We start from the raw sequence: 24,006 nt of genomic DNA, 5'->3' as shown, positions 1-24,006 counted from the left end.
GTCAGGACTCGATCGTCTCGCGATAGGCGGTCTTCCAGCCCCATGCGCCTGAGCCGTAGCCGCGCTTCAGCACGCGCTCCTTATAGATCTGCGCAATGATCTCGCCGTCGCCGGCAAGCAGCGACTTGGTCGAGCACATTTCCGCGCACAGCGGCAGCTTGCCTTCGGCAAGCCGGTTCGCACCGTATTTCTCGTATTCTTCCTTGCTGCCATCGGCCTCGGGGCCGCCGGCGCAATAGGTGCATTTGTCCATTTTTCCGCGCGAGCCGAAATTGCCGACCTTCGGATATTGCGGCGCGCCGAACGGACAGGCGTAGAAGCAGTAGCCGCAGCCGATGCAGAGATCCTTGGAGTGCAGGACCACGCCGTCGGCGGTGGTATAGAAACAATTCACCGGGCACACCGCCGCACAGGGCGCGTCCGTACAGTGCATGCAGGCCATCGAGACCGAGCGTTCGCCCGGCTTGCCGTCGGCGATCGTGACGACCCGACGGCGGTTGATGCCCCAGGGGACCTCGTGCTCGTTCTTGCAGGCCGTGACGCAGGCGTTGCACTCGATGCAACGGTCGGCGTCGCAGAGAAATTTCATACGTGCCATCGTCGTTGCTCCCTTATGCCGCCGCGATCTGGCAGAGAGTGACCTTGGGCTCCTGCATGCCCGTCGCGGGATCGTATCCGTAGGTGGTGATCGTGTTCGCGCTTTCGCCGAGCACGATCGGATCGGTGCCCTTCGGGTAGTTGCCGCGAAGATCCTTGCCCGCAAGCCAGCCGCCGAAATGGAAGGGCATCCATGCAACGCCCTTGCCGACCCGCTCGGTGACGAGCGCCTTCATCCTTGCCCTGGAATTGTTCTCGGCGCCGGTGACCCAGACCCAGCCACCGTCCTTGACACCGCGATCGGCGGCATCGGCAGGATTGATCTCGATGAACATGTCCTGCTGCAATTCGGCGAGCCACGGGTTGGTGCGCGTCTCCTCGCCGCCGCCCTCATATTCGACCAGCCGGCCGGACGAGAGGATGAGCGGAAACTGCTTTGCAATGCCCTTCTCCACCGCGGCCTTCTGCACGGAGAATCCGATGTTGGGCATCCGGAACTGCTTGGCGTCGGGCAGCGTCGGGTATTTGGCGACGAGATCGACGCGTGGCGTATAGATCGGCTCGCGGTGAACCGGGATCGGATCCGGCAAGCCGAAGGCGTTCATGCGCGCCTTGCCGTTGCCGTAGGGCACGCAGCCGTGCGCCAGCGCGATGCGCTGAATGCCGCCCGACAGATCGAGCGACCACGACACCGTGTCCGGATTGGCCGGATTGATCTTGTTGATCACGGCCATTTCCGCTTCGGTGAGCTCGGTGTCCCAGCCGAGCTTCTTCAGGCTCGCCAGCGTGAACTCCGGATAACCATCCTGGATTCCCGACCCCAACGAATACGCGCCGTCCGCGAGCAGGCTCACCTTCCGCGTCGTGCCGTCCGGCAGCTTCTCCTCGCGCTCGACGCCGAACCGCGGCCGGAACGTGCCGCCGCCATCCATCACATGCAGATTGGTGTTGTAGAGCAGCGGCGTGCCCGGGTGCTTGACCTCGGGTGATCCCCAGCACGGCCAAGGCAGGCCGTAATAGTCGCCGCCAACCTCGGGATCGTCCTTCGGCGCCCGCATCGTCAGCATGTCGAACTTCGCCTGGTTCTTCATGTGCGCCTTGAGGCGCTCGGGCGATTGTCCGCAATAGCCGGTCGACCAGCTGCCGCGGTTCATCTCGCGCAACACGTCCTCGGCCTCGGGCAGGTTGTTCTCGACCTTGATCTTCTTGAACATCTGGTCGGCGAAGCCGAGCTTCTTCGCCATCAGATAGATGATTTCGAGATCGTCCTTCGATTCGAAGATCGGCTTCACGATCTGCTCGCCCCATTGCAGCGAGCGGTTGGAAGCGACGCGCGAGCCCTTGCACTCGAACTGCGTGGCGACCGGGAGAATGTAGACGCCATCCGTGCGCCCCGCCTCGACCGCGAGCGAGGCCCAGGTCGTCGGATGCGGATCGGCGATGACGAGCAGCTCGAGCGCCTTCAGGCCGTTGAGGGATTCAGGGATACGGGTGATGCTGTTGGAGGCGTGTCCCTGCACGAACACCGCCTTCACGTTGTCCTTCTGGGCAACCTGTTCCTTCGGCAACGTCACCGCTTCGAACCAGCGGGTCAGCGGAATGCCGGGGGTTTCCATGATCTGCTTGGAATCGAACCGCGACTTCAGGAAGTCATAGTCGACCTCCCAGACCCGCGACCAGTGCTTCCAGGCGCCTTCGGCGAGACCGTAGTAGAACGGCAGCGTGACGATATCGAGCCCGACATCGGTCGCGCCCTGCACGTTGTCGTGGCCTCGGAAGATGTTGGCGCCGGCGCCGGCCTTGCCGACATTGCCGGTCATCAGCAGCGCGATGCAGCTCGCCCGCACATTGGCGGTGCCGACGGTCTTCTGCGTCTGGCCCATGGCCCAGATCAGCGTCGCCGGCTTCTCGGTGGCGAACATCTTGGCGACGCGCTTGAGCTGCTCGCCGGGAATGCCGGTGACGCGCTCGACTTCGTCAGGAGGCCATTTCTCGACCTCCTTCTTGAGGTCGTCGAAACCGTAGACGCGCTGCCGGATGAACTCCTTGTCCTCCCAGCCATTCTGGAGGATGTGCCACATCATGCCGTAGAGCACCGGAATGTCGGTACCCGGCCGCATCCGCACATATTCGGTCGCGTGCGCGGCGGTGCGCGTCAGGCGCGGGTCGATGACGATGAAGTTGGCCTTTTGCAGCTCCTTGCCCTCGAGCAGATGCTGCAGCGAGACCGGATGCGCCTCGGCCGGATTGCCGCCCAGGATGACCTGCGTCTTCGCATTGCGGATGTCATTGTAGCTGTTGGTCATCGCGCCGTAGCCCCAGGTGTTGGCGACGCCGGTGACGGTGGTTGAATGGCAGATGCGGGCCTGGTGATCGGTATTGTTGGTGCCCCAGAACGCACCGAGCTTGCGGAACAGGTAGGCGCCTTCGTTGGTCATCTTGGCCGAGCCGAGCCAATAGACGGAATCGGGACCCGACTTCTCACGTACAGCCTGGAACTTGTCGCCGATCTCGTTGATCGCGGTGTCCCAGGAGACGCGGGTCCACTGCCCGCCAACCAGCTTCATCGGATAGCGCAGCCGCCGCTCGCTGTGCACGAGCTCACGCACGGAAGCGCCCTTGGCGCAATGCGAGCCGCGATTGATCGGCGAATCCCAGCTCGGCTCCTGGCCGATCCATACCCCGTTCAAGACCTCGGCCGTCACCGTGCACCCAACCGAACAATGCGTGCAGATACTCTTGCGGACGGTCGCGCCCGCCGTAAGCGGACCGGCCACCGCGGCTTCCGCCTTGCGCACGCTGCCGAGCGGCAAGGTGCCGAACGCGGCGAGCGCGCCGCCGGCAAGACCGGATTTGCGCAGGAAGCTGCGGCGGTCGAGGCCACCGGCTTGATCTGCAGGGAAGCTGGCGGCGGAGCCTTGGCGCAGGGAACGCTGGTTTGTTCGCTTGATCAGCACGGTCAACCTCCCTTGGCCGGATAACGATTGACGCGGTAGAAGGCCTTGACGTGATCGGTTTCCTTGTAGCGCGCCTTGCGCTTCTCATCGTTGGTTTCGCTGTCGGCTTGCGCCGCCCCAACCAGCGGCGTTGCGAGTGTCGCGCCGGCGCCCACCGTGCCGACGCCGACCTTGCGCAGGAAATCGCGGCGCCCGACTGTGGTAGTCCTGTCTTCACTCATCGCATCTCTCCTGGACCTGCGGATGCAGGTCAGTTCGCGAACGTGAATGCTTCTGTCTCAATCTCGATAAAGGCGCGACCAAGCGCACCGACCGTACGATAGAAGACGGCGCTCTCCGCGCGCTCGATGTCGGCGAACAGCCGCCCCATCCAGGACGCGACGTGTTTGCCGAAGAAGGCACGCTGCGTGTCGAAGGGCGCCGGGAAACGGCCTCCCGCGAAGCCTGCCATGATCTCGCACAGGATAGCCGCGTGATCCTCCGGCTCGGAATTATTCGCGATGCGCTCGATCCCGGACGCGGCGAGATCGGCACGCAGACGCGACAGCGGCCGCTCGTTGAGAAAGCCGGTCAGATAGTAGGAGGCATAGGGCAAGAGCTCGCCGCGGCCAAGACCAGTGAACAGATCGAAATATTCGCGTTCGACCTTGGCCGCGACTGCATTGGCGGCGGATTCAGCCAGCGCGGCATGCGCGCGCCCGAGCGGGGTCGCATCGACGGTCAATGCAGCCAGTTGATCGAGCAGCTTCTTTGATGGTGCGGCGGACAACAGCGCCGCGAGCAGCAGATATTCCTGCGCACGTGCGGCATCGACAGAATCGATCGGCTGTTCGGAGAAGAGCGGCTCGCTGTACAGATCAGGCCGCAAATTATCGCGCGATATGCCGGTGGCGGCTTCGACAGCGATCACCCGTTGCGCGGGCACCTTGCTCCAGTTCGAAACAGAGGGCTGGCTGATGCCGATTTTGCGCGCAAGCTCCGCAACGCCGCCAGCGGCGTCAATGGCTCGCTCAAGGCCAGCATCACGCACGTGGACCTCCATCCAAGTCCCGTCTGCTGATTTTGCTTTTGTTACAAAGCGCTAGCAAAGCCTAGTCCCGGTCCAACGGGGGGTCAATCGACGCCATAGTCCGAGGCTATGGCCTTTCGTCGCGGTCCCTAGCGGGGCAGCGCACTGCCGTGCGTGCGGCGCTCAACCGACGGCCGTTCGCTTTCGGTGCTGTCGGCGACCGTTCGTTGCGTTGCAACAGGATCAGGTGCGGATCCCGTGGTCGCGGCTTCTTCGGCCGCGATGCCCGGCAACTCGACCTCGCACAATTCCTGCGAAGAATCCGCGACTTCAACCGAAGGCTCAGGCAGCGCCTCGGCCGGCTTGCTGAGGCCGCCGACGATCCTGTCGATGAGCGCGGTGAGCTCTGCCTCGGAGCAATCCAGCGGGCCAAAGCCCGGCATCGCGGTCGGGTCGTTGAAGTCCCACGCATTCTCGGCAAGCCCGACAAAATCGCGGATGACGGGATCGGCGCTCCAGGCGCGACGAAGCGCCGCACGCGTCAGCTCCTGCGGAATTCCCTTGCGCAGGAATGCCGTGATGTCGGTCGCCGACGTAATCGAGTCGATCGAAGGCAGGCTCGAAAGGTCGAATTCCGTGTCGTCGTCGTTCACGGCAGGCGGCAGCATCGACTGCATGTCGTCGCGCATGGCCGGGTCCGGCTGCATGGCGTTCGCCTCCTGCTTGCGACGGGACCAGCGCGCCAGGAACTTGTCCTCACTCATTCGTGTCCGCCTTCATGCTGACGGCGCGCGAGCGCCTCCGGATCGGCCTGCCGGCGCTTGCGCTTGAAGAACTCACGTTCGACGTGGTGCTCGGCAATGAAGCTTTCAATCTGCTCACGCAGCATCTCCGGCATGGGGACGGCTTCGACCAGATTCGCACCGGCCTCCGTGAACGCCTCCCCTTCCGAAGGATCGGCGGTCGCGGCAGCCACCGAATAGGGCCAGGCGCCTTCCGCCGGCGACAATACCGTCCAGATGCCCGGACTGCCCGAGGCGAGATTGTCGCGGTAGCGCGCCGTCTCGGAACCATAGAGATCGACCGTGGCGCTGCCGGCATAAAACAGCGTCGTCCCGTTCTCTTCGCGAAGCACGGTCCAGGGTTTGGTGTCCGGCTCGTCGGGCAGAACGGCAACCGCGCGCCAGACAAAGTCGGTCCACGGCGAATCCGCCTGATGCCGCTCGACCACGACGCCGACGGGAACGCGCACTAGCGGCAGCGCAGCCGGGCTCATGTCGCCATCTCCAGATGTTTGACCGGCAACCCCGTCAGCAAATTCTGCGGCTTCATCCGGAGCTTCTGATCGGCGTTCATCGACAGAATGAGATAAACCGGCTCGCCCCGCATCTCGTCTGCGGCCGCGTTCGTGTCCGCAAATGTCAGGCGGAACAATGAGAGCACACGTCCGGCGCTGCGGTCGTCGAGCTGCTCGCCGTGCCAGAGACGGTCGCCGAGCCTGGTCGCGTCGGCGTCGAGCCCGACATACCAGGTGAGACGTGCATCACGCAGCTCGCGCAGCGGCTCAATACTGACGTCGATCCCGAGCAGATGGGAGATCCAGCGCACCATCGCCTGCGCCAGCGCTGCCGGCCCGCGGCCGCCTGCGGTAAGGTCGAATGCCATGTCGAAATGGTCGCTCCGGCGCCAGTAATCGCCGGCATTGTCCTCGCGCAAGACATCCAGCTCGGCATCGGTCACCGCCCCCAGCATCGACATCAGCGAGAGCACCGGGGTCGGATTCTGTCCACCGACGACCTCTTCATCGCCGAGCAGCAGGGCCTGCTCCTGCGGCAGGATGCGCTGCGGGCGGAAGAACAGCTCGGCTGCGCGCAGCACGAACGGATCATCGCAGCCGTCGAGTGCATTGCGCAGGATCACGTGGATGAGCTGATTGACGAACAGGGGCGGCAAGTCGTTCGTCCCGGATCGGACGGTTGCGAGATAGGCCTGCTCCAGCGTCGGATGCCGCACGAGGAGATCGCGGAAGGCAAGCACGAGCCGCCAGTTCTCCCGGGCATCGGCATCGACAATCGCTTCAATCTCTTCCGCGCCGACCGGCCTGCGGGGAGAAGCGACCAGCGCGCGGTGCAGCCGCCGCTCGATCGGGCATGCTTCGTCCGGCGGAATCAGTTCCGGACGAACAAAATAGGCCTTCAGGAACTCGTCGGTGACGCAAAGCCCGCCGCTTTCGTCGCGATCGAGCAGATGGTGGCCGCACGCGATCCAGAAATCATTCATCGGTGCTGCGACTCCCCGCGCATATCGGCAAGCTTGAGATCAGCGTCGGGCTCGACATCGTCCTCGACTTCCATGAACGAGAACGCCTTGCTGTGTCCCTGACCCTGGCGCAGTTGCAGCCTGCGGAACGATTCCCGAACTTCGCCGTCGCTCACCGAACGGTGAACGGCAATGAGCGAGCTGACCGGATGGTTGCAGAGCGACCGCGCGAAGGCGACCTCCTCTTCCGCCGCCGTCCGCGCGGTTGCCAGATCCGGCGCACCGAAACGATCGATCAGTTGCCCCGCGAGGCGGTCGATCAGCGCGCTGCAATCGTTCTCGGTCGCAGGCACAATCTGCACCAGTGTCGACCAGCCCCAGGATTGCACCCCAAGGAAGCCACTGCGGAACGCGACGCGCGCCTTGCCGGTCAGCTTCGTCGGATCCTGATCGCAGAAGCGGAAGGCACCGGAGACGGCCCATTCACCCGGCTCGGCCGCCACATCGAAGACGAAGGTGTCGGAGGGGTCGAGCGCGATGCTGCGGAGCAGTTTCACAGTCGCGGCCCTCCGAGCTTCGGATCGAACCAGGACGGCGTTCCGAGCGCCTTGACGAGTACGCTGCGTTCAATCCTGTCGGCACCGACGCGGCGCGTGAGGAGATCGCCGCCGTCATCGATCCGCAGCACGGTTCGCCGCTCGCGGGGAACCCGGCTGAGATAATCGTGCGCCAGGCTGCCAAAGCCATCGGTCTGCCAGCTATCGATCGCCCGCATCAGGTGCCGCGCAAAGCTCTCGGTCACCTGCACGGCTCCCGCTTCGCCAAACCCCTCCTCATCCAGCGCGGACGCGAGCGGATGGATGCCCGGTCCCTGATCGGCCATTGCGACCGTCCGGATCATGGCACCGAATACCAGCCAGGCAGGCGGCTCGTCCTCGCGCGCCGATCTCGGCCATCCCATCCGTCCGCCGCCGACCAGCCCACCGTCGATCACGACGGTGTCAGGCCAGCCGATCGCGACCGTCTTGTGCGGCGGCGCATAGGCGCGCAGAGCGTCGGTGAGCGCGACCATGCCCGCATAAAAGGCGCGCCGCGCGGTGCCCAAAGGCTCGCCCGGCTCGAGCACGACGGCGAATTCGGCAAGATCGAACCGCCCGACGCACACCAGCGTGCCGGCACCGCTTTTAGGTGCAATGCGGCAAGCGTGAGCAAAGGCGTCTCCGCTCTCACGCAACCGGACGAGCGTGAATGGCGGCGGCAGATGGATCGCTTCCGCCACGGAGACGCGGCTGGTCGGGGTCGACCGCAAGGGCCGTCCTCCACTTTCCTTTTCCTTCCGATAGTGAATATCTATACGAGGTGAAGGAATGGCGCGAGTCCGCAAGACGGCGCCGCACCCGCGGAGGGATCGACCTGGAGCAGCCAGCGAAGACCGTCCTGATCTGCTCGTGTGAAGACACGATGCGCCTTGACGTGGCCGCGATCCAGCGGGGCTGTCCCAACTGCGAGATCAGGAGCCATCGTCATCTCTGCGGCGCAGAGCTCGAAGATTTCCGCGCCGCCGCGAAAGTCGACGGCCCGCTGACTGTCGCCTGCACGCAGCAGGCCGGCCAGTTCACCAATGAGATGGGCGAACGCCGCGGCCCGATCAGCTTCGTCAACATCCGCGAGACGGCAGGCTGGTCGCGCGACGGCGCGAATGCGGGCCCGAAGATGGCGGCATTGCTTGCGGCGGCGGCGATTCCCGCGCCGGACTATCCGCTGGTCACATTGTCGAGCGACGGCATCATCCTGATCTATGGGCGCGACGAAACCGCGATCGAGGCCGGCCGGCTGCTGGCGGACCATCTCGACGTCACGGTCATGCTCAGGAAGCCGGCAGACGTCGTGCCGCCTGCCGCGGCGGTGTTCCCGATCGTGAAGGGCACGATCCGCAACGCGCGCGGGCATTTTGGTGGCTTCGAGCTCACGGTCGACGACTACGCGCAGCCACGCCCGTCCTCGCGCGCCCGCTTCGAGTTCGAAGGCCAGCGCAACGGCGCGATCTCGCGCTGTGACCTCGTGTTCGACCTCTCCGGCGAGCCGCCTCTGTTCCCCGCACACGATCTGCGAGACGGCTATCTCCGCGCGGATCCGAGAGATCCTGCGGCCGTGCTGCGAGCGGTGCTTGCGGCGCGCGATCTCGTCGGAAGCTTCGACAAGCCGAGATATGTCGACTTCACACCCAGCCTCTGCGCGCATTCGCGCTCGAAGCTGACCGGATGCCATCGCTGCCTCGATTTGTGCCCAACCGGCGCGATCACGCCGGACGGCGACCATGTCGCAGTCAACGCGGAGGTGTGCGCGGGCTGCGGGCAATGCGCGGCCGCCTGCCCCACGGGAGCGGCATCCTACGCGCTGCCCCCCGCCGATACCCAGTTGCAGATCCTCCGCGCCATGTTGCGCGCCTATCGCGAGGCCGGCGGCACGCATCCGGTCCTGCTGCTGCACGACAGCCAGCACGGCACGCCGCTGATCGATGCGCTCGCCCGCCATGGCGACGGATTGCCGGCCAATGTGCTTCCCCTCGCCGTCAACGAGCTGACGCAGATCGGCCTGGAAGCCATCATCGGGGCCTTCGCCTATGGCGCGGCTGCCGTGCGGCTCCTGCTGCGCGCCAAGCCACGACACGACGTGACCGGATCCTTGCAGACGATCCGGATGGCCGAGACCATTCTTTCCGGACTCGGATTTGACGGCCGCCGTGTGAGCACGATCGAAACCGACGATCCCGACACCCTGGCCGAGCAACTGACGGGGATTGGTCCCCTCGCCGGCCTCGATAATCCCGCGACTTTCCTGACGGTCGGCAAGCGCGGCGATCTGCTTCGCTTCGGCTTGAGCGAGCTGCATCGCCTCGCCCCCAAGCCGGTTGACGTGATCGCCTTGCCCGAGGGTGCACCTATCGGTGCGATCACCGTCGATGTCGGCGGTTGCACGCTGTGCCTGTCCTGCGTTTCGGCCTGCCCAACCGGCGCGCTCCGCGCCGATCCGGACCGCCCCGTTCTCAAATTCGTGGAAGATGCCTGCGTGCAGTGCGGTTTGTGTCAGAGCACCTGTCCTGAAAAAGTCATCAAGCTCACCCCGCAGATCGACTTCCGGGCAAGACGCGCGCCGGCGCGGGTGATCAAGGAAGAAGAACCGGCCCTGTGTGTTCGCTGTGGCACACCCTTCGGCGTCAAGAGCACGATCGATCGGATCGCGACCAAACTCGAGGGACGGCATTGGATGTACCCTGCCGGGGACCGCCGGACCGAGACCTTGCGGATGTGCGCCGACTGCCGGGTCATTGTCATGAGCGAACAACAGTTCGATCCGATCCAGGACGTGCCGGAACGCGCGCCACCACGGACGACGGATGACTATCTGCGTCAACGCGAGAACAAGGACTAGCCGCATGCCTCGATTCACGATGGTTCTGTCGACGTGCATTGTCACCACGGTCCTCTCCGGCACGGCCGTCGAGGCAGCCCTTACGAAGGCGCAAAAGGTTGCCCTCAAGCAGGCGGTCGTCGCCTGCAAGGCCGAGGCGAAGGGCAAGAAGATCAAGTGGCTGTCACGCCGCAAATACGTCAACCAGTGCGTCGTGGCGGCGCTCAAGGAACATCCCAGCATTAATATCGCCCACATGCTCAAGGAGAACCCGGAGCTGACGAAGATCCCGGTGGAGCAATGGCCGGGGTATTAGAGCCTCATACCGCGGCTTGACGCCTTCGCTTGAGGACGCCGCAACGTGGCTGCCGCCAAATCGAGCTATTTCGACGTCGCACGCGCCAGGAAGTCCGTGAGCGCGCGGCGATCTTCGGCCGAGCCGATGTGCTGCTCCGGCATCTTCGTGCCGGGCGTATAGGCGTTCGGCCCGATCTCGAACAGTTTGGAGACGGTCTCGGGCGTCCAGACGATGTCCATCGTCTTGAGTGCGTCGGAGAAGCGATAGCCCGGCAGCGAGGCGATCTTCCGGCCGAACAGTCCGGCAAGCGTCGGACCGGCACGCTGCAGCTCCGTCTCCGACAGAGTGTGACAGGCGACGCAAGCTCTGAAGATTTCGGCGCCGTGATCGCCGGCATAGGCGGCGAGCGGATCCCCCGGCGTGCCCGCCAGGTTCGATCCGATCGCCGCGCCGGTCAGTGCGTTCCAGCGCCTGATCTTGCCGTCGGCGCCGCCGGTCAGGAGCGTCACGCCATCGGGCAGGAATGCAACCGACCAAACCGGCCCGCCCAGCCCGGCGAGCGTGCGCAGCACGCTGCGCGCCTTGCGATCGACGATCGCCACGGTGCCGTCAATTGCCGCCGCGGCGATCAAGGCGCCGTCATGCGAGACCGCCAAGGCGACGATCGGCGTGGCACCGGCCATGACCTCGCCGCCTGCCTTGCCATCGGCGGACATCATGCGCAGCTTGCCGTCCGCTGCGCCGGTGACGATTTCGCCATCAGGTGAGATCGCCACGGCATTCAGGGGCGACGGCACCGTGACGATCTCGGCGCTGCCGTCCGGCAGGCGCCAGATCCGCACGGTCAGATCGTAGCCGACGCTCACCAGCGATTGTCCGTCGGCGGCAAAGGCCACGCCATTCACGTTTTGCGAATGGCCTTGCAGCACCCGCGTGCCTCCGTCGGACAACGACGAGATCCGCACGGTCTGGTCCCACGAGGCGGATGCGAGCCTCGATGCATCGGGCGAAACGGCGAGCCCGACGATGGGTCCGGTATGGTCCGCAAAAACCCGGTCCGGCTGAGGCCGGCCCGACGTCCAGATCGCAATCTGACCGTCCGCACCAGCCGTTACCATCCTTCCATCTGTGAGGAAGCCAACTGCGTTCACCGCACCCGAATGGAAGCGAAGGACCTGCTCCGCAGACTCGGTTGCCAGCGACCATCGGATCGCCGCAGTATCGAAGCTGCCCGACAGAACCGTCTTGCCATCGCCTGAAACGGCGATCGCGCGGACAGGTCCGCCGTGTCCGGCCAATTGCGCCTGCGCGGGTTGCAGCGCAAGAAGCAACGATGCCGTCACAAGGAACGTGGCGAGACGAAAAATCAAATCCATGGCCGTCGGAGACACTCGCAGCGAAGCCCCCGGGCCATTCTGCCCGTTTTTGCTGCCCGGCCAAAGTGCTCCCTTGACGTCCATCGGGCCCGGCCGGCGATCAACGAAGGGAGCTCATATTCAGTTCCGGGTGCGACAAGCGGCGCCTTGAAAGACGGTCCACGCGGTCGCAGTCTTGGCAAAGGCGCCTCACAATCGAGGTCGAACATGCAAATTCATCCGAAAGCATATCTGCAGTTCATCTCGCGCTTTTGGCACTTTCGCGTATTGCCGCCGCGGGATCGCAATCCCGCCACCCGGGACGCGTCGCCACTGCTGATCTACATCGTCGCCGTGTTGGCGCTACTCCTGGCGATCCTGATCGTCGATCGCCACCGTGCGCCGTTTCAATTCCCGGGACATGTCGGCGATCCCGCTGAGATCAACCCGATCTTCATGAGCTTTTGAAACACAGCTCGCGAGGGGACGGTTGTGCACACGGACAAACCATCCGACGCGTCGAACTGTTCGACGCGGGACGAATTTCCCGACCCATTGATCTGGACTCGTTCAGATGCGGTGGCACTCGTCTCTCTACTGCTGTGCTCCCCTCGGAAACACCAGCGATCGATCTTCGAAATCTTCGACCGGCAGTTTGTCTTGTTCTTGCACAGCGGGCATCCCTGCCACCGGCGTGCGGCTCACAGACGATGGATGCGATCTCGGGACATTCGTCGCGGCCACAACAAGCGCGAGGGCGGTCAGGCCGGCGATCATCAGGAGCTTCATGCGAACCTCCGTTGGTTCTAAGCGAGTCCGACCCCTGACTAGTGGAGAACTCGCAGTCCTCCTGTGAGACCGCTCACATCTCTCCTTTTGTTGATCAGCGCTGGAGCCGATGCCCTTCGCTCCAACCATCTGGTGTGCTGCCAAGAGCCCCCGCCCCGTGATGCCCGATAGCCGTGAGCAGAGCCCGCCCAACGCGCCTATGGCAGATCTTTCGGGCGCGGCCACAAGCCGCCTTCGGACCAGGACTCGGATTCATCTGGCGACAACGGATCCGCGCCACCGCCGGTTCGTGCGGGATCGACATTGAGCCATCGGCGCAATTCGAGCTTGCCGATTTGGTTGCGATGAACCTCGTCGGGGCCGTCGGCCAGTCGCAACAAGCGAGTCGTTGCGAGTGCCGCCGAAAGGAAATGGTCGTTGTTGGTGCCGCCTCCCCCGAACGCCTGTATCGCCCAGTCGACGATGGTCTGCGCCATGTTCGGCGCGACGACCTTGATCATCGCGATTTCCTGCCGCGCCGCCTTGTTGCCGACCGTGTCCATCATGTAGGCAGCTCTGAGCGTCAGCAGCCGCGCCTGATCGATCTTCATGCGCGCTTCGGCCACGCGCTCAAGCGTCACGGTTTGCTCGGCAAGAGGCTTGCCGAAGGCGACACGTTTCAGCGCTCGCCGGCACATGCGCTCGAGCACGCGCTCGGAGAGGCCGATCAGCCGCATGCAGTGATGAATGCGTCCGGGTCCGAGCCGCCCCTGCGCGATCTCGAATCCACGCCCCTCACCGAGCAGCATGTTGGCGGCCGGCACGCGTACATCGGTGAATATCACCTCGGATGCACGATCCGGTACGCCGTAGAAGCCGAGCACAGGCAGCGAACGGACGACATGCACACCGGACGTCTCCTTCGGCACGAGGATCATCGACTGACGCTTGTGACGATCCGGATTCTGCGGATCGGTCTGCCCCATGAAGATGACGATCTTGCATCGCGGATCGGTGGCGCCGGTGGTGTACCATTTGCGACCGTTGATCACGTAATCGTCGCCATCACGGACGATCAAGCTGGCCACATTGGTCGCGTCGGACGAGGCAACGTCGGGCTCCGTCATCGCAAAGGAAGACCGGATCTCGCCGGCCAGCAAGGGCTTCAGCCAGCGTTCCTTCTGGGCCTCGGTACCGTAGCGCAGGATGGTCTCCATGTTGCCCGTGTCAGGGGCACTGCAGTTGAAGACCTCGGGAGCCAGATGCGAACGTCCCATGATCTCGCAAAGCGGGGCATATTCGAGGTTGGTCAGCCCGTCCTCGTGAGCGGGCAGAAACAGGTTCCATAGGCCGGCCTGTTGTGCGAGCGGCTTCAGTTCCTCGACAACGGGATGCACGGCCCAAGGCCCGAGCCGCTCGGCCTCCTGATAGTATCGGCGCTCATTCGGGTAGATGTGCTCCATCATGAAGCGCTGGAGACGCGCGGCCAGTTGCTGGCTGCGCTCGCTTTGGGTGATATCCACGTAAATTCTCCTTACCGGCCGCGCAGGCCGTCCCTGAGCGTGTTTCGGGTGATTTTTCCGGATTCCGTCTTCGGCAGATCGTCCAGCACCCGAATGTCGACCGGGCACTTGTAGGCCGCCAGTCGCTCGCGGCAAAAGCGCGAGAGCGCGGCGACGTCGATCATGGTGCCGGGTTGAGCAGAGACGAAGGCGACCACCGTCTCGCCGCGATAGGGATCGGCGGCGCCGACGACGGCTGCTTCGCGCACGCCCGGAAAGCCATAGATCACATCTTCGACCTCACGCGGCCAGACCTTGAAGCCGGAAGCGGAGATCATGTCCTTCTTGCGATCGACGAGGTAGAACCAGCCGCTCTCGTCAAAGAAGCCGACGTCGCCGCTATGCAGCCAGCCGTTGGTCAGCACCTCATCGGTTTCCGCCGGCTTTCTCCAGTAGCCGGCCATCACGCCTGAGCCACGCACAACCACCTCGCCATGCGCGCCGGGTCCGAGCGGGCGGCGCTCGTCGTCAACGACGATTGCATCGACGCCCGAAGTCGGCCTGCCGATCGACAGCGCGCCTGAGTCAGGATCGACCGGAATCCGACCTCCGTTGGGCGCAAGATGGCTTGCAGAGGTCAGTTCGGTCATTCCATAGGAACTGCGGATCGCCCGTCCAAACCGTCTCGCAAAGGCATCGATGACCGAGGGCGCGATCGGCGCGCCGCCGGAATAGATATGTACGAAGCTCTCGAAATGCCGGCTCGTCGCGTCAGCCTGGTTCATCAGCGCGATGTACGCGGTGATGGCACCCACGATGAATGTCGGCCGCCATTCAAGGAAGGCATCGAGCGCGACCTGGGGCTGGAAGCGATAGGTCAGCACCATCGCCGCACGCGCGGCAAACGCCGCGACCATCTGGATTTCAAAGCCGGTGATGTGGAACAGCGGCGCGACGCCAAAGATGCGCGACATGCTGTTCAATTCGAAATGATCGCAACAGATCAACGCGGTCGCCACCAGATTGCGATGCGTGAGCATGGCGCCCTTTGGAACGCCCGTGGTTCCGGAGGTGTACAAGAGAAGGGCGATGTCGTCGGACGTCAGAACCGGTGCCGGTGGAGCGGCTGCGTTCTCGGCGAAAACCGTCGCCAGCGCATGGGCCCGCGGCGCTGCGCCCGGCACCGGCAGCACCCGGACATCGTTTCGCGTCTGGAATTCGCCAGCGCCGGTCCAGAACACCAGCTCGGAATCGACCGAACCGGCGGCCGGGAAAACGTTCTCCCATTGATCGTCGTGGCAAATCACCGCCTTCGGTTCGCAATCCCCGAACAGCTTGCGAAGCTCCGGCGTGCGGTACATCGGGTTGAGGCTGACGACGATGGCCCCGACCTTCCAGGCCGCCACGCTGACGATGACGAACTGCGGCACATTCTGAAGAATGACGGCGACCCGATCGCCGCGCCCAACTCCTTTTTGCGCGAAGCGGGCAGCGAGACGGTCGCTGAGCCGATCGATATCGGCATAGGTCTGCGTCGCATCGAAATAGAACACGGCCGGCGCCTCGCGCGGCGCAGCTCGAAACAGATCAAGCGCCGTCCGCCTTCCGGGATCGGGCGGAGCGACCGACGCTTCCCCGAGCCGCGCGCGCAGCCGGCCCGCGGCTTCCTCGTAGGCGCACGCACGCGACACGGAATCCAGGTCAACAGTCATCGACGCTTGCCACCAGTGTCGCAACGATGGCAGCCCCGTCCGGCCCGGCGGCCGCTATAGCCCGCCGCCACCTGGCGCAGCAGGAACCGTGGCAAAAGGCGTTCGCCGCCACTACTCATTGGCACTTTTTCCTCGATAAACCGAGCCAAGACGCGCATGCGGTAGCGCGGCACGGCTTGCAAGGGGCGGTTGGGCCGCCCCACTCTCTTTTGCTTGAATGACAACGCGCGTGCGCCGGATGTGGAGACGCACCAACACCTGCGCAGCTTCGACATCGCGCGCCCGGATCGCGTCCATGATCAGGACATGCTGGGGATCGGAGAACGGAAATCCGTCCTTGGCGTAGGTCTCGCTCACAAACTGCCGCCGGAAATGCTGCGTGCTGTTCCAGAAGCGTTCGACCATCGCGAGCAGTTGCGGCATCCGCGCCCGCGAATAGGTGCGTAGATGAAACTCCCGATCAAGCTGGATGTATTCCTCGAGCGTGGTGACCTGCTCAAGTTCGCGCACAATGCGGTCAAGCGTCTCTATATCCTCGTCGGTCAGGTTTGGAACGCTTTCGCCGATGGCGAGCGGCTCGACCGCTTCACGGATCTTGTAGATCTCGATCGATTCTTCCGAATTGACGTCCGCAATCCAGGCGCCACGGTTCGGCGCCATCACGACGAGCCCCTCGTTCTCGAGTTGCTTCAGCGCCTCGCGCACGGGAATGCGGCTTGCTCCGAAATGGGCCGCAAGGAGCTCCTGCCGAATCCGCGTGCCTGGCCGCATCTCGCCGCTCAGCACCGCGCTGCGAATCTCGCTTGCTATCCTCTCGCTCATCAGGCGACGGGACTCCGGATCGTCCTCATTGCCGTCCCGCGTCATGTCCTTCCAATGGGGAGGCCGCTGATAAGGACTCATGAAAGGCCCTCCTTCAATGAATGGCCGCGTACATGATCTTGTCCTCGGTCGCATCAGCCCGAGCCATTTCCTCGACGATACGTCCGCCACGAGCGACCAGGATCCGATCCGAGATAGCCAGAATCTCCGGCAGATAGGAAGAAATAACGACAACCGCCTTGTTCTCGCGCGCCAGCCTGCGAATCGCCTCGTGAATTTGTGGAATCGCGCTCACATCGACGCCGCGCGTCGGTTCGTCGAAGATGACCACCGTCGGCTCCTGGGCCAGAGACTTTCCCACCACGACCTTCTGCTGGTTGCCGCCGGAATATTCGACAATCTTCAGCGTCCGCTTCAATGCGGAGATCGAGAGCGCCGAGATCCATTGATCGGCGATCCGCTTCATCTCGCGCGTAGAGTAAAGGAACCGCTTGACGCGCGGCGACGACAGATAGCCAAGATAGATATTCTGATCCACCGTCATCGTTTCGAAGAAGCCGTCGACCTTGCGGTCCTCGGTGATATAGGCGATTCCGTCGCGCACCGCCTGCCGCGGCACCCGGTAGCGGACCGGCTTGTCCCGCAGATAGATCATCCCGCCGCGCAGGAAGTTGCGCTTGCGCGCGCCGCTGACGATCTGCGCGATCTCGGAGCGTCCTGCCCCGACCAGCCCGAAGATACCGACGACTTCACCGTTGAACACCGAGAACGACATGTTCTTGACGATGCTGCCCATCGTCACGTTCTCGACCGAAAGCACCTTCTCACCGTGGGAGGCATGCGGCTTCGGCGCATCCGGATCAGCCCCGTGGGTCGCGTACTGCGCTGCCGTTTCCTCACGGCCAACCATCATCCGCACCAGGGCGTCACGCGTGACGTCCTTCGCCGGTACGGTGGCGACCAGCTTGCCGTCGCGCAGCACGGTGATGCGATCGGCGATGTTCAACGCCTCTTCCAGTGCATGCGAGATGAAGATGATCCCGGCGCCCTTCTCTTTCAGGGTGTTGAGAAGATGGAACAGGTGCTGCGTCTCTTCGGGGGTCAGCGATGCGGTCGGCTCGTCGAAGATGAAGACCTGGGCGTTGTGGCGAACCGCACGCACGATTTCGACCATCTGCCGCTTGGCCGTTCCGAGATTCTCCACCAGCACCAGCGGGTCGACGTTAAAGTTCATCGATTGCAGCGACTGGGTCGCGGCAATGTTGATCTTGCTGTAGACCGTGACCCATTTCTCCATGCCGAGTTCAAGGTTCTGCGCCACCGTCATCGAGGGGACCAGGCTGGATTCCTGGTAGACCATCGCGACCCCACCCTCGAGCGCTTCCTTTGGCGACGCGAACGAAACCTTGCGCCCCTGGATCAGGTAGTCGCCGGAGGTTAGCACGATCGCACCGGCAATCGCCTTGCAGAGCGTCGATTTCCCCGCGCCGTTTTCCCCCAGCAGCGCGTGGATTTCGCCCGGCCGCAGATCGAAATTGACAGCATCGATCGCGTGCAGGCCGCCATAGACCTTGCTGCCATTGACGATCTGAAGCAGCGGGGTCCCTGCCTGTTGTTCCGCCGCCATGGCGTTCATCCTTCTTGCATGCCGCGGCCAGGCGGCAGTTCGACGAGGCAATCGCGTCCCTTGGACACCGCCAGCACACGCGAGCCGACCGGGCGCACGGCGGTTATTCCATGAACACGACCATCGACGCGGCTGTGCAGCGTCTCCGTCGCCACGCCCCTGGCGTCGAGCCGGGCGACGAGGCCATAGGAACGCGGCGGGGCCCACGGCTTCTGGATCCCGAGTTTCTTGATGCGGCCGATCTGGGTCGGTTCGCGCGGATTGAGGCGGCCATCCAGCGCCGGCCCGATCCAAAGCTCTGGTGGCACCGTCCGCATCATCTCTTCGCAGAATGCCCGCTCGCGCAGGACGAATTCGGTCAATTGTGTGCGCAGCGCGAGGAAGGCCATCCAGACCTCACCGTTCGCGCCTCGGGCAAGACGCGCCGGATAGCCGGTATGATTCTTGACGATCACGCGCTTGTCGTCACCCGCGCGTGAAAAAGCGGTCAAGCGGTGGGCCCAGGATTCGGCGACCCAGACCTCCTTGCCGTCACCGGATACGACCAAGCCGAGCGGCCATGCGAGCTTGTCCGCACGCACGCTCGCACCGCCGAGCGAGGAATTGCAGGCGATGAGCCGGCCCGACGGGGCGCGGTTCTGCATCAGGTCGGTCAGCCAATGCTCCGGCCGGTTGTTTCGCGAGCCGTCGGTCAGGTAGATCGCCCCGTCCGGCGCGACCGTCACCGACAACGGACAGGCAATCTTCTCACCGCCGACGCTTTCGAGCTTGCCGATGATCTCGCCAGCCGGCGAAAGCGCCACCAGCCCCACGCCAGAGACGCAGGCGAGCAGCCGGCCGTCCGGCGTGCAGGCGAGCCCGCCGACCGGGCCGTCGAGCGTTGCGAACGCCGTGCGCGTGTTGAAGTCGTCTCCCGTGCAACGCAGGACGCGGTTGCCGGTCGAGACGTAGAGCACGCCGTCCTGCCCGAGCGCGATGTCGTCCGGTCGCTCGATCTCGTCGCCGAGCTGGCGGGCCTGATCGAGCCGCTGGTTCGGCGAGAAGGCGCCGTCGAGCACCGGAATGCCGTGAATTTCCCGGTTCGGGGACAACACGCGATCGATGATGTCGCCAAGCAGAGACATGGCCTAGGCCCCTCCCCAATAGGACTTGTGCGCTTCCCAGGTCGGGTCGGCGTCCTGCAGGCGGATACGGCCGATGCGGTTGTTCTCCAGACCGCCGATATAGAGATGGCCCTTGTGCTCGCGGACCGAGGTGATGGTCGGATGCGAAAGCCCGCCCGGATCCCAGAGCGATTCCGTCACCACGCCGTTGTCGTCGAACTTGACCACGCAGCCGTAGTTGATGCCGGGGCACAGCCACTCGTCCGGCGGGATCTGCTTGACCATGCGGGTACGGAAAATAGGGTTGCGCATCGCAAGGTCATAGACCGGCGTGCGCAGGCCGACGAAGGCGAGCCAATACTTGCCGTCGGAGGCGCGGTTGATGTTGTCGCAATAGCCCGGAAGGTTGTCGATCAGGATTTCGCTGGTGCCCGCCTTCGGGCCGGCGATCCAGAAGCGGTTGATCTGGCACAGCCAGGTGCTGGCCCACAGCACCGACTGACCGTCATGCGAAATGCAGATGCCGTTGGGAAACGTCAGGTTCTTGAGGACCGTCCTGGTGATCCCGGTTTTCGGATCGTGGCAGATCAGCCGGCCGTTGCCGCGCCCCTCAAAGCCGTCGAGCGCCCAGTCGGTCAGCTCGTAGCGGGTCGAGGCCTCGCTGAAATAGATCTTGCCGTCGGGCGCGACGTCGAGATCGTCAGCGAGATAGAGTCGCGAATCGTCCTTGAGGCGCGTGCGCGTGCGCGTGGTGCGGTCGGTGACCTTGAAGACCGAACGATCGGGCTTCACACCGTAAACGCCCATGCCCGCGATGCAGACGAGGAGGTTCTGATCCCGATCGAACGCCAACCCGAGCGGCCGGCCGCCGATGCGCGCGAATTCCTCGCGGACGGTATAATCAGGCGCAAGAAAGCGGATGATCGAGCCGTTGCGGTTGACGGTGTAGAGGTTGTCCTTGCGGTCAAGGATGATGTCTTCCGGACCCTCGATCATGTTGAGCGCGATCGCTTCCGCGTTCTTCAGGCGATCATTCTCCGCGAACGGCGTGCCGCTGCCCCGCTCGACCGACGGCGGCGGCTCGAAATCAACCCAGCTTGGGGTGACGTAGACCTTTTGCAGCACCTTGCCCTTGTTCTTGACCCACTTCACGTTGAAGCCGACCGCGAGCAGCAGGATGATGCCGATGATGGCGGTGGTCAGGTTGCCGGAGATGCCGAGCCGGACCATGCCGCTGGTGAGCATGAAGATGATCGCCGCGCCCATGACGGCGCGCGCGATGGTGCCGCGGCCGCCGGACAGGCTGATGCCGCCGAGAACCACCGCGGCCAGCGCGTTGATCTCCCAGCCGACGCCGGTGTCGGTGCCCGAGCTGCTCTGCCGGGCGGCATAAAGGATTCCCGCCAGCGCCGCGATCGCGCCCGACATCACATAGGCGGAGAACAGCACGCGCTTGACATTGACGCCGGCGTGGCGGGCCGCCTTGCGGCTCGACCCGACCGCCATGATGTGGACGCCGGGCTTGATGCGCGTGAGAAAGAAGTGCGTTCCGACCGCGAGCAGGATCAGCACCAGCATGTTGAAGGGAATGCCGAGAACCCTCCCCGAGCCCATGAAGTCCCACGTCCTGGACCCGCTGTCGATGCTGGCGAGCTCGTTGGTGAACGCGACCGTCACCTTGTTGTAGGCGGCGCGGACGATGATGAGGACGACCAGCGTCGTCAGGAACGGCCGGGTCTTGCCGTAGGCGATCAGGCCGCCGTTGATCGCGCCCATCGCCGCGCCGAACAGGACGACAAGCACGATGGTCACCGGCAGCGGCAGCCCGAGGATGAGATACAGATAGAGCGCGAGGAAGTTCGACATCGCGAACACCGCGCCGACCGACAGGTCGATGCCGCCCGACAGCACGGAGAAGGCCATCGCGACCGCGACCATGCCCTGCTCCGCGAAATTCCGCATCAGTTCCTGCAGGCTGCCCGCCGTCAGGTAGCGCGGGATCATGATCGCGAAGGCCAGGAAAACCGCGATCGTCAGCGTGAATGGAATGATCGGCTCCATCCAGCGCTTCTCAAGCAGTTCGCCCAGGAACAACTGGGGCGAATGGCGGTGCCAGGCTCGTTGCAGGCTCTTCATCAACAGACTCCGGCGGGCTCGGCGCAGCAGCGGCCGAACGGCGGGACGACGCGGGGGATTTGGATCGACAGCTCCGGCCTGCCCGCGCCGCAGTGGGCGCGGGCGCCGGAACGACTTACTTCGCGCCCTTCGGGATGCTGAAGCAGTACATGCGATCGTCCTTCGACTTCACCCAGGCGGGGGTCGTGTAATAGGCGATGTTCTTCGCGCCCGGCTTGTCGCCGCTCTGCAACAGCGCAATCACCGCGTCGGCGATGGTCTGGCCCTGCACGTCGGCGCGATACGACAGGTTCGCGGAGAACGCGCCTTGCTCGAGCAGATCGCAATCCGCAGGCTGGCCGTCGCTGGCGACGAACACCTTCACCTTGTCGCCCATGTTGGCCGCCTTGATCGCCTGCGCCGCGCCCGCGGTTTGCGGTCCCCAGACGCTGAGGATCCCGCACAGCTTGGGATGCTGCTGCAACACGGTGGTCGTGATATCGCCGGCCTTGTTGGCGTCCCAGCTTGTCGGCTGCGACGACACGACCTTGATCGACGGATCGGTCTTGAACACCTCCATCGCGCCATTCTTCATGTCGAGCGAATAGGCCGCGGTCGCCTCGCCTTCAAGGATCGCAACCTCGCCGGAGCCCTTGCCGCCGCCACACTGATTGATGACCTCGCGCGCGATCTTGGTGCCGAGATCCTTGGCGTCGACGCCGACATAGGCATCGGTCAGGGTATTCGATGCCATGTTGACCTGCACGACATAGATGCCGGCGTCCATCGCACGCTTCAGCTCCTTGGCGAGCAGCGTGACGTTCGGATTTTGCACCACGATCACGTCGGGCTTGTCGTTGATATAGTCGCTGACGGTCTGAAGCTGGATGTCGGACTTCATGTTGGCGTCGCGGGTGACGAGCTTGATGCCGTAATCGTCGAAGCGATCCTTCATCACGCGCGTCCATTCGGATTCCAGAACGCCCATCCAGACCGGCGACCAGGCCACCGTCTTGCCCTTGAGCGACTTATCGAATTTCTCGCGCAGCTGGTCGCGCGGCCCGGCCGCCTGCGACGGCGCCGCCACCAGCACGGCGGATGCCACCATCGCGGCCAGCCCGATGCCGGCAAACGCCCTTCTGTGCACAGCTTTCGTCATGTCAATTCCTCCCCTGTTATGTCGGCCGACTGTTGCGGCCCGTTGGTTGATGCAGAGCTTAATCGCCCTGCTTCGACGTCTCCTCGTCGCGCGGATGCAGCCGGGAATCGAGCAGGATCGCGATCAGCAGCACGACTCCCTTGACGATGTTCTGGGTCTGCACGTCCATGTCCATGATGGTCATGCCGTTCAGCAGCACGCCGATCAGCAGCGTTCCGGCGATGACGCTCATCACGTTGCCGCGGCCGCCGACGAGGCTGACGCCGCCGAGCACCACAACCATGATGACGTCGAAAATGATCGTGGATTCCGCGACCTGGAGATGCATCAGCGCCGTCTGCGCGACCATCACGACACCGCCGACATACCCGATCGCGGCGCACAGCGCGTACTCGATCATGGTCAGTGGGCGGGTCGGCAGACCGGTCTGACGTGCGGCGTCGGGATTGTCGCCATGGGCATAGACGAAGCGCCCGATCACGGTGCGCGACAGGAAGAGATGCACGACGACCGCGGTGGCCGCGAAGATCAGGATCGAGATCGGAACGCCGCCCCAGATGTTTCCGCCGAGCCGCAGGAATTCGTCATGCCCCTTGGAAAGATACACGACATAGTGCTGCACGGCTGTGGTGCGTACGATTCCCAGCACTGCAAGGCTCGACGCCAGCGTCGTCAGCAGTGGCGGCATCTCGATCACCGAGATCAGAAACCCGTTCAGGATGCCGATGACGATCGCCATCGCGAAGCCGATCAGCAGCGCGACCGGCGTCGCGTAGCCCGAATTCATCAGGATGATCGCGATCGCGGTGGAAGCGGCAAAGGAGGCGACTTGCGACAGATCCAGTCCACGCCCGATCACGACCACCGCCATGCCGAGCGCAAGAATGCCGAGTATCGAAATATTGCGCGCCAGCGCGAACAGATTGCCCAGCGTCAGGAAGCCCTTCAGGAAGATCGAAAAAATGACGATCAGGACCGCGCACATCACCAGCACGGCTGTCGTCTGCGTCAATTTCGCCCCGCGCGCGCCCGAACTGCCGGTCACCGGGTCCTCCCAGGATTGATTTTATTGTGGCGGAAATTGAACAGAATGTATCCAGAAGTCAACATCTGTATCCAAGATTTGGACTGCAACTTATTTGATCAGAGGATATATTCACACCTGATAATCGCATAACTATCTGTAAAATCATAGATATACGCGCGGCCTAGGGGATCACAATCGAAGCGCATTTTCCGAGTTCGATCGGTCTTTTTGAAGCCGACATTGCGATATTGGATACATTCGGCCTGTGTCCCTAAAGTCAACTGG

Annotated in this window: 22 protein-coding genes; 3 read left to right on the top strand and 19 right to left on the bottom strand. The window is 63.9% G+C overall.

Annotation, left to right across the window (positions count from 1 at the left end; translation table 11 throughout):
- Position 1 precedes the first annotated feature (1 nt).
- The 9 genes from fdh3B to ACVWYP_RS21010 all read right to left on the bottom strand — a co-directional run bounded on the left by fdh3B (position 2) and on the right by ACVWYP_RS21010 (position 8,131).
- Complete coding sequence (gene fdh3B, locus ACVWYP_RS21050) at positions 2-598, bottom strand: formate dehydrogenase FDH3 subunit beta (RefSeq protein ID WP_011088224.1); 597 nt, start codon at positions 596-598, stop codon at positions 2-4.
- Positions 599-611: 13 nt separating this feature from the next.
- Positions 612-3,554 (bottom strand): formate dehydrogenase subunit alpha, encoded by a 2,943-nt coding sequence (locus tag ACVWYP_RS21045; RefSeq protein WP_304499658.1) that lies wholly within the window; start codon positions 3,552-3,554, stop codon positions 612-614.
- Positions 3,555-3,556: 2 nt separating this feature from the next.
- Positions 3,557-3,775 (bottom strand): twin-arginine translocation signal domain-containing protein, encoded by a 219-nt coding sequence (locus ACVWYP_RS21040; RefSeq protein WP_028345027.1) that lies wholly within the window; start codon positions 3,773-3,775, stop codon positions 3,557-3,559.
- 29 nt (positions 3,776-3,804) lie between these two features.
- Positions 3,805-4,584: a Cro/CI family transcriptional regulator gene (locus tag ACVWYP_RS21035; RefSeq protein ID WP_304499657.1), complete on the bottom strand. Its 780-nt coding sequence runs from the start codon at positions 4,582-4,584 to the stop codon at positions 3,805-3,807.
- A 128-nt stretch (positions 4,585-4,712) separates the two neighbouring features.
- Positions 4,713-5,327, bottom strand: a complete 615-nt coding sequence (locus tag ACVWYP_RS21030) for a DUF3306 domain-containing protein (RefSeq protein ID WP_304499656.1) — start codon at positions 5,325-5,327, stop codon at positions 4,713-4,715.
- Complete coding sequence (locus ACVWYP_RS21025; RefSeq protein WP_028345030.1) at positions 5,324-5,839, bottom strand: DUF3305 domain-containing protein; 516 nt, start codon at positions 5,837-5,839, stop codon at positions 5,324-5,326. Before ACVWYP_RS21025 ends, ACVWYP_RS21030 begins: the two co-directional genes overlap by 4 nt.
- Positions 5,836-6,843, bottom strand: coding sequence for a DUF6352 family protein (locus tag ACVWYP_RS21020; RefSeq protein ID WP_304499655.1), 1,008 nt, complete (start codon positions 6,841-6,843; stop codon positions 5,836-5,838). Before ACVWYP_RS21020 ends, ACVWYP_RS21025 begins: the two co-directional genes overlap by 4 nt.
- Complete coding sequence (locus ACVWYP_RS21015; protein ID WP_304499654.1) at positions 6,840-7,379, bottom strand: DUF6505 family protein; 540 nt, start codon at positions 7,377-7,379, stop codon at positions 6,840-6,842. The genes ACVWYP_RS21020 and ACVWYP_RS21015 overlap by 4 nt, the downstream gene beginning before the upstream one ends.
- Positions 7,376-8,131, bottom strand: coding sequence for a biotin/lipoate--protein ligase family protein (locus ACVWYP_RS21010; protein ID WP_304499653.1), 756 nt, complete (start codon positions 8,129-8,131; stop codon positions 7,376-7,378). The genes ACVWYP_RS21015 and ACVWYP_RS21010 overlap by 4 nt, the downstream gene beginning before the upstream one ends.
- A 152-nt stretch (positions 8,132-8,283) precedes the next feature.
- On the opposite strand from ACVWYP_RS21010, the gene ACVWYP_RS21005 reads away from it, so the two are divergent.
- The gene (locus ACVWYP_RS21005; protein WP_304499652.1) at positions 8,284-10,254 is read left to right on the top strand and encodes a 4Fe-4S binding protein; all 1,971 of its coding nucleotides are present in this window, start codon (positions 8,284-8,286) and stop codon (positions 10,252-10,254) included.
- A 4-nt stretch (positions 10,255-10,258) separates the two neighbouring features.
- Positions 10,259-10,549 (top strand): hypothetical protein, encoded by a 291-nt coding sequence (locus ACVWYP_RS21000; protein WP_304499651.1) that lies wholly within the window; start codon positions 10,259-10,261, stop codon positions 10,547-10,549.
- Between the two features lie 65 nt (positions 10,550-10,614).
- Here the strand turns inward: ACVWYP_RS21000 and ACVWYP_RS20995 are convergent, their stop codons facing one another.
- Positions 10,615-11,907, bottom strand: a complete 1,293-nt coding sequence (locus ACVWYP_RS20995; protein ID WP_304499650.1) for a c-type cytochrome — start codon at positions 11,905-11,907, stop codon at positions 10,615-10,617.
- A 207-nt stretch (positions 11,908-12,114) separates the two neighbouring features.
- Between ACVWYP_RS20995 and ACVWYP_RS20990 the strand changes: the two genes are divergently transcribed.
- Positions 12,115-12,354: a hypothetical protein gene (locus tag ACVWYP_RS20990; protein ID WP_028345037.1), complete on the top strand. Its 240-nt coding sequence runs from the start codon at positions 12,115-12,117 to the stop codon at positions 12,352-12,354.
- Positions 12,355-12,480: 126 nt separating this feature from the next.
- Here the strand turns inward: ACVWYP_RS20990 and ACVWYP_RS20985 are convergent, their stop codons facing one another.
- From ACVWYP_RS20985 to ACVWYP_RS20945, 9 genes are all read right to left on the bottom strand, one after another.
- A complete protein-coding gene (locus ACVWYP_RS20985) occupies positions 12,481-12,675 on the bottom strand; it encodes a hypothetical protein (RefSeq protein ID WP_304499649.1) in 195 nt (64 codons plus the stop codon).
- Positions 12,676-12,872: 197 nt separating this feature from the next.
- Positions 12,873-14,177: an acyl-CoA dehydrogenase family protein gene (locus ACVWYP_RS20980; protein ID WP_453946065.1), complete on the bottom strand. Its 1,305-nt coding sequence runs from the start codon at positions 14,175-14,177 to the stop codon at positions 12,873-12,875.
- 11 nt (positions 14,178-14,188) lie between these two features.
- Complete coding sequence (locus tag ACVWYP_RS20975; RefSeq protein WP_304499648.1) at positions 14,189-15,868, bottom strand: AMP-binding protein; 1,680 nt, start codon at positions 15,866-15,868, stop codon at positions 14,189-14,191.
- A gap of 111 nt (positions 15,869-15,979) precedes the next feature.
- Positions 15,980-16,735, bottom strand: coding sequence for a GntR family transcriptional regulator (locus ACVWYP_RS20970; protein ID WP_028345041.1), 756 nt, complete (start codon positions 16,733-16,735; stop codon positions 15,980-15,982).
- 49 nt (positions 16,736-16,784) lie between these two features.
- Positions 16,785-18,326, bottom strand: coding sequence for a sugar ABC transporter ATP-binding protein (locus ACVWYP_RS20965; protein ID WP_304500260.1), 1,542 nt, complete (start codon positions 18,324-18,326; stop codon positions 16,785-16,787).
- A complete protein-coding gene (locus ACVWYP_RS20960; protein WP_304499647.1) occupies positions 18,323-19,441 on the bottom strand; it encodes an SMP-30/gluconolactonase/LRE family protein in 1,119 nt (372 codons plus the stop codon). The genes ACVWYP_RS20965 and ACVWYP_RS20960 overlap by 4 nt, the downstream gene beginning before the upstream one ends.
- A 3-nt stretch (positions 19,442-19,444) precedes the next feature.
- Positions 19,445-21,556 carry an ABC transporter permease gene (locus ACVWYP_RS20955; RefSeq protein ID WP_304499646.1) on the bottom strand — a complete coding sequence of 704 codons (2,112 nt, stop codon included), beginning with the start codon at positions 21,554-21,556 and terminating at the stop codon, positions 19,445-19,447.
- 115 nt (positions 21,557-21,671) lie between these two features.
- Positions 21,672-22,694: a sugar ABC transporter substrate-binding protein gene (locus ACVWYP_RS20950; protein ID WP_028345045.1), complete on the bottom strand. Its 1,023-nt coding sequence runs from the start codon at positions 22,692-22,694 to the stop codon at positions 21,672-21,674.
- Positions 22,695-22,752: 58 nt separating this feature from the next.
- Positions 22,753-23,739, bottom strand: a complete 987-nt coding sequence (locus ACVWYP_RS20945; RefSeq protein ID WP_304499645.1) for an ABC transporter permease — start codon at positions 23,737-23,739, stop codon at positions 22,753-22,755.
- Positions 23,740-24,006 lie beyond the last annotated feature (267 nt).

This window comes from Bradyrhizobium sp. USDA 3262 (assembly GCF_054060035.1).
The sequence above is the reverse complement of the archived record's forward strand: the minus strand, read 5'-3'. Positions and strand labels throughout refer to the sequence as shown.

Bases quoted from the DNA above. Each gene is read 5' to 3' on its own strand.
- fdh3B (WP_011088224.1), bottom strand. From the start codon at position 598: ATGGCACGTATGAAATTTCTCTGCGACGCCGACCGTTGCATCGAGTGC.
- ACVWYP_RS21040 (WP_028345027.1), bottom strand. From the start codon at position 3,775: ATGAGTGAAGACAGGACTACCACAGTCGGGCGCCGCGATTTCCTGCGC.
- ACVWYP_RS21030 (WP_304499656.1), bottom strand. From the start codon at position 5,327: ATGAGTGAGGACAAGTTCCTGGCGCGCTGGTCCCGTCGCAAGCAGGAG.
- ACVWYP_RS21025 (WP_028345030.1), bottom strand. From the start codon at position 5,839: ATGAGCCCGGCTGCGCTGCCGCTAGTGCGCGTTCCCGTCGGCGTCGTG.
- ACVWYP_RS21020 (WP_304499655.1), bottom strand. From the start codon at position 6,843: ATGAATGATTTCTGGATCGCGTGCGGCCACCATCTGCTCGATCGCGAC.
- ACVWYP_RS21005 (WP_304499652.1), top strand. From the start codon at position 8,284: ATGCGCCTTGACGTGGCCGCGATCCAGCGGGGCTGTCCCAACTGCGAG.
- ACVWYP_RS21000 (WP_304499651.1), top strand. From the start codon at position 10,259: ATGCCTCGATTCACGATGGTTCTGTCGACGTGCATTGTCACCACGGTC.
- ACVWYP_RS20995 (WP_304499650.1), bottom strand. From the start codon at position 11,907: ATGGATTTGATTTTTCGTCTCGCCACGTTCCTTGTGACGGCATCGTTG.
- ACVWYP_RS20990 (WP_028345037.1), top strand. From the start codon at position 12,115: ATGCAAATTCATCCGAAAGCATATCTGCAGTTCATCTCGCGCTTTTGG.
- ACVWYP_RS20985 (WP_304499649.1), bottom strand. From the start codon at position 12,675: ATGAAGCTCCTGATGATCGCCGGCCTGACCGCCCTCGCGCTTGTTGTG.
- ACVWYP_RS20975 (WP_304499648.1), bottom strand. From the start codon at position 15,868: ATGACTGTTGACCTGGATTCCGTGTCGCGTGCGTGCGCCTACGAGGAA.
- ACVWYP_RS20970 (WP_028345041.1), bottom strand. From the start codon at position 16,735: ATGACGCGGGACGGCAATGAGGACGATCCGGAGTCCCGTCGCCTGATG.
- ACVWYP_RS20965 (WP_304500260.1), bottom strand. From the start codon at position 18,326: ATGAACGCCATGGCGGCGGAACAACAGGCAGGGACCCCGCTGCTTCAG.
- ACVWYP_RS20960 (WP_304499647.1), bottom strand. From the start codon at position 19,441: ATGTCTCTGCTTGGCGACATCATCGATCGCGTGTTGTCCCCGAACCGG.
- ACVWYP_RS20955 (WP_304499646.1), bottom strand. From the start codon at position 21,556: ATGAAGAGCCTGCAACGAGCCTGGCACCGCCATTCGCCCCAGTTGTTC.
- ACVWYP_RS20950 (WP_028345045.1), bottom strand. From the start codon at position 22,694: ATGACGAAAGCTGTGCACAGAAGGGCGTTTGCCGGCATCGGGCTGGCC.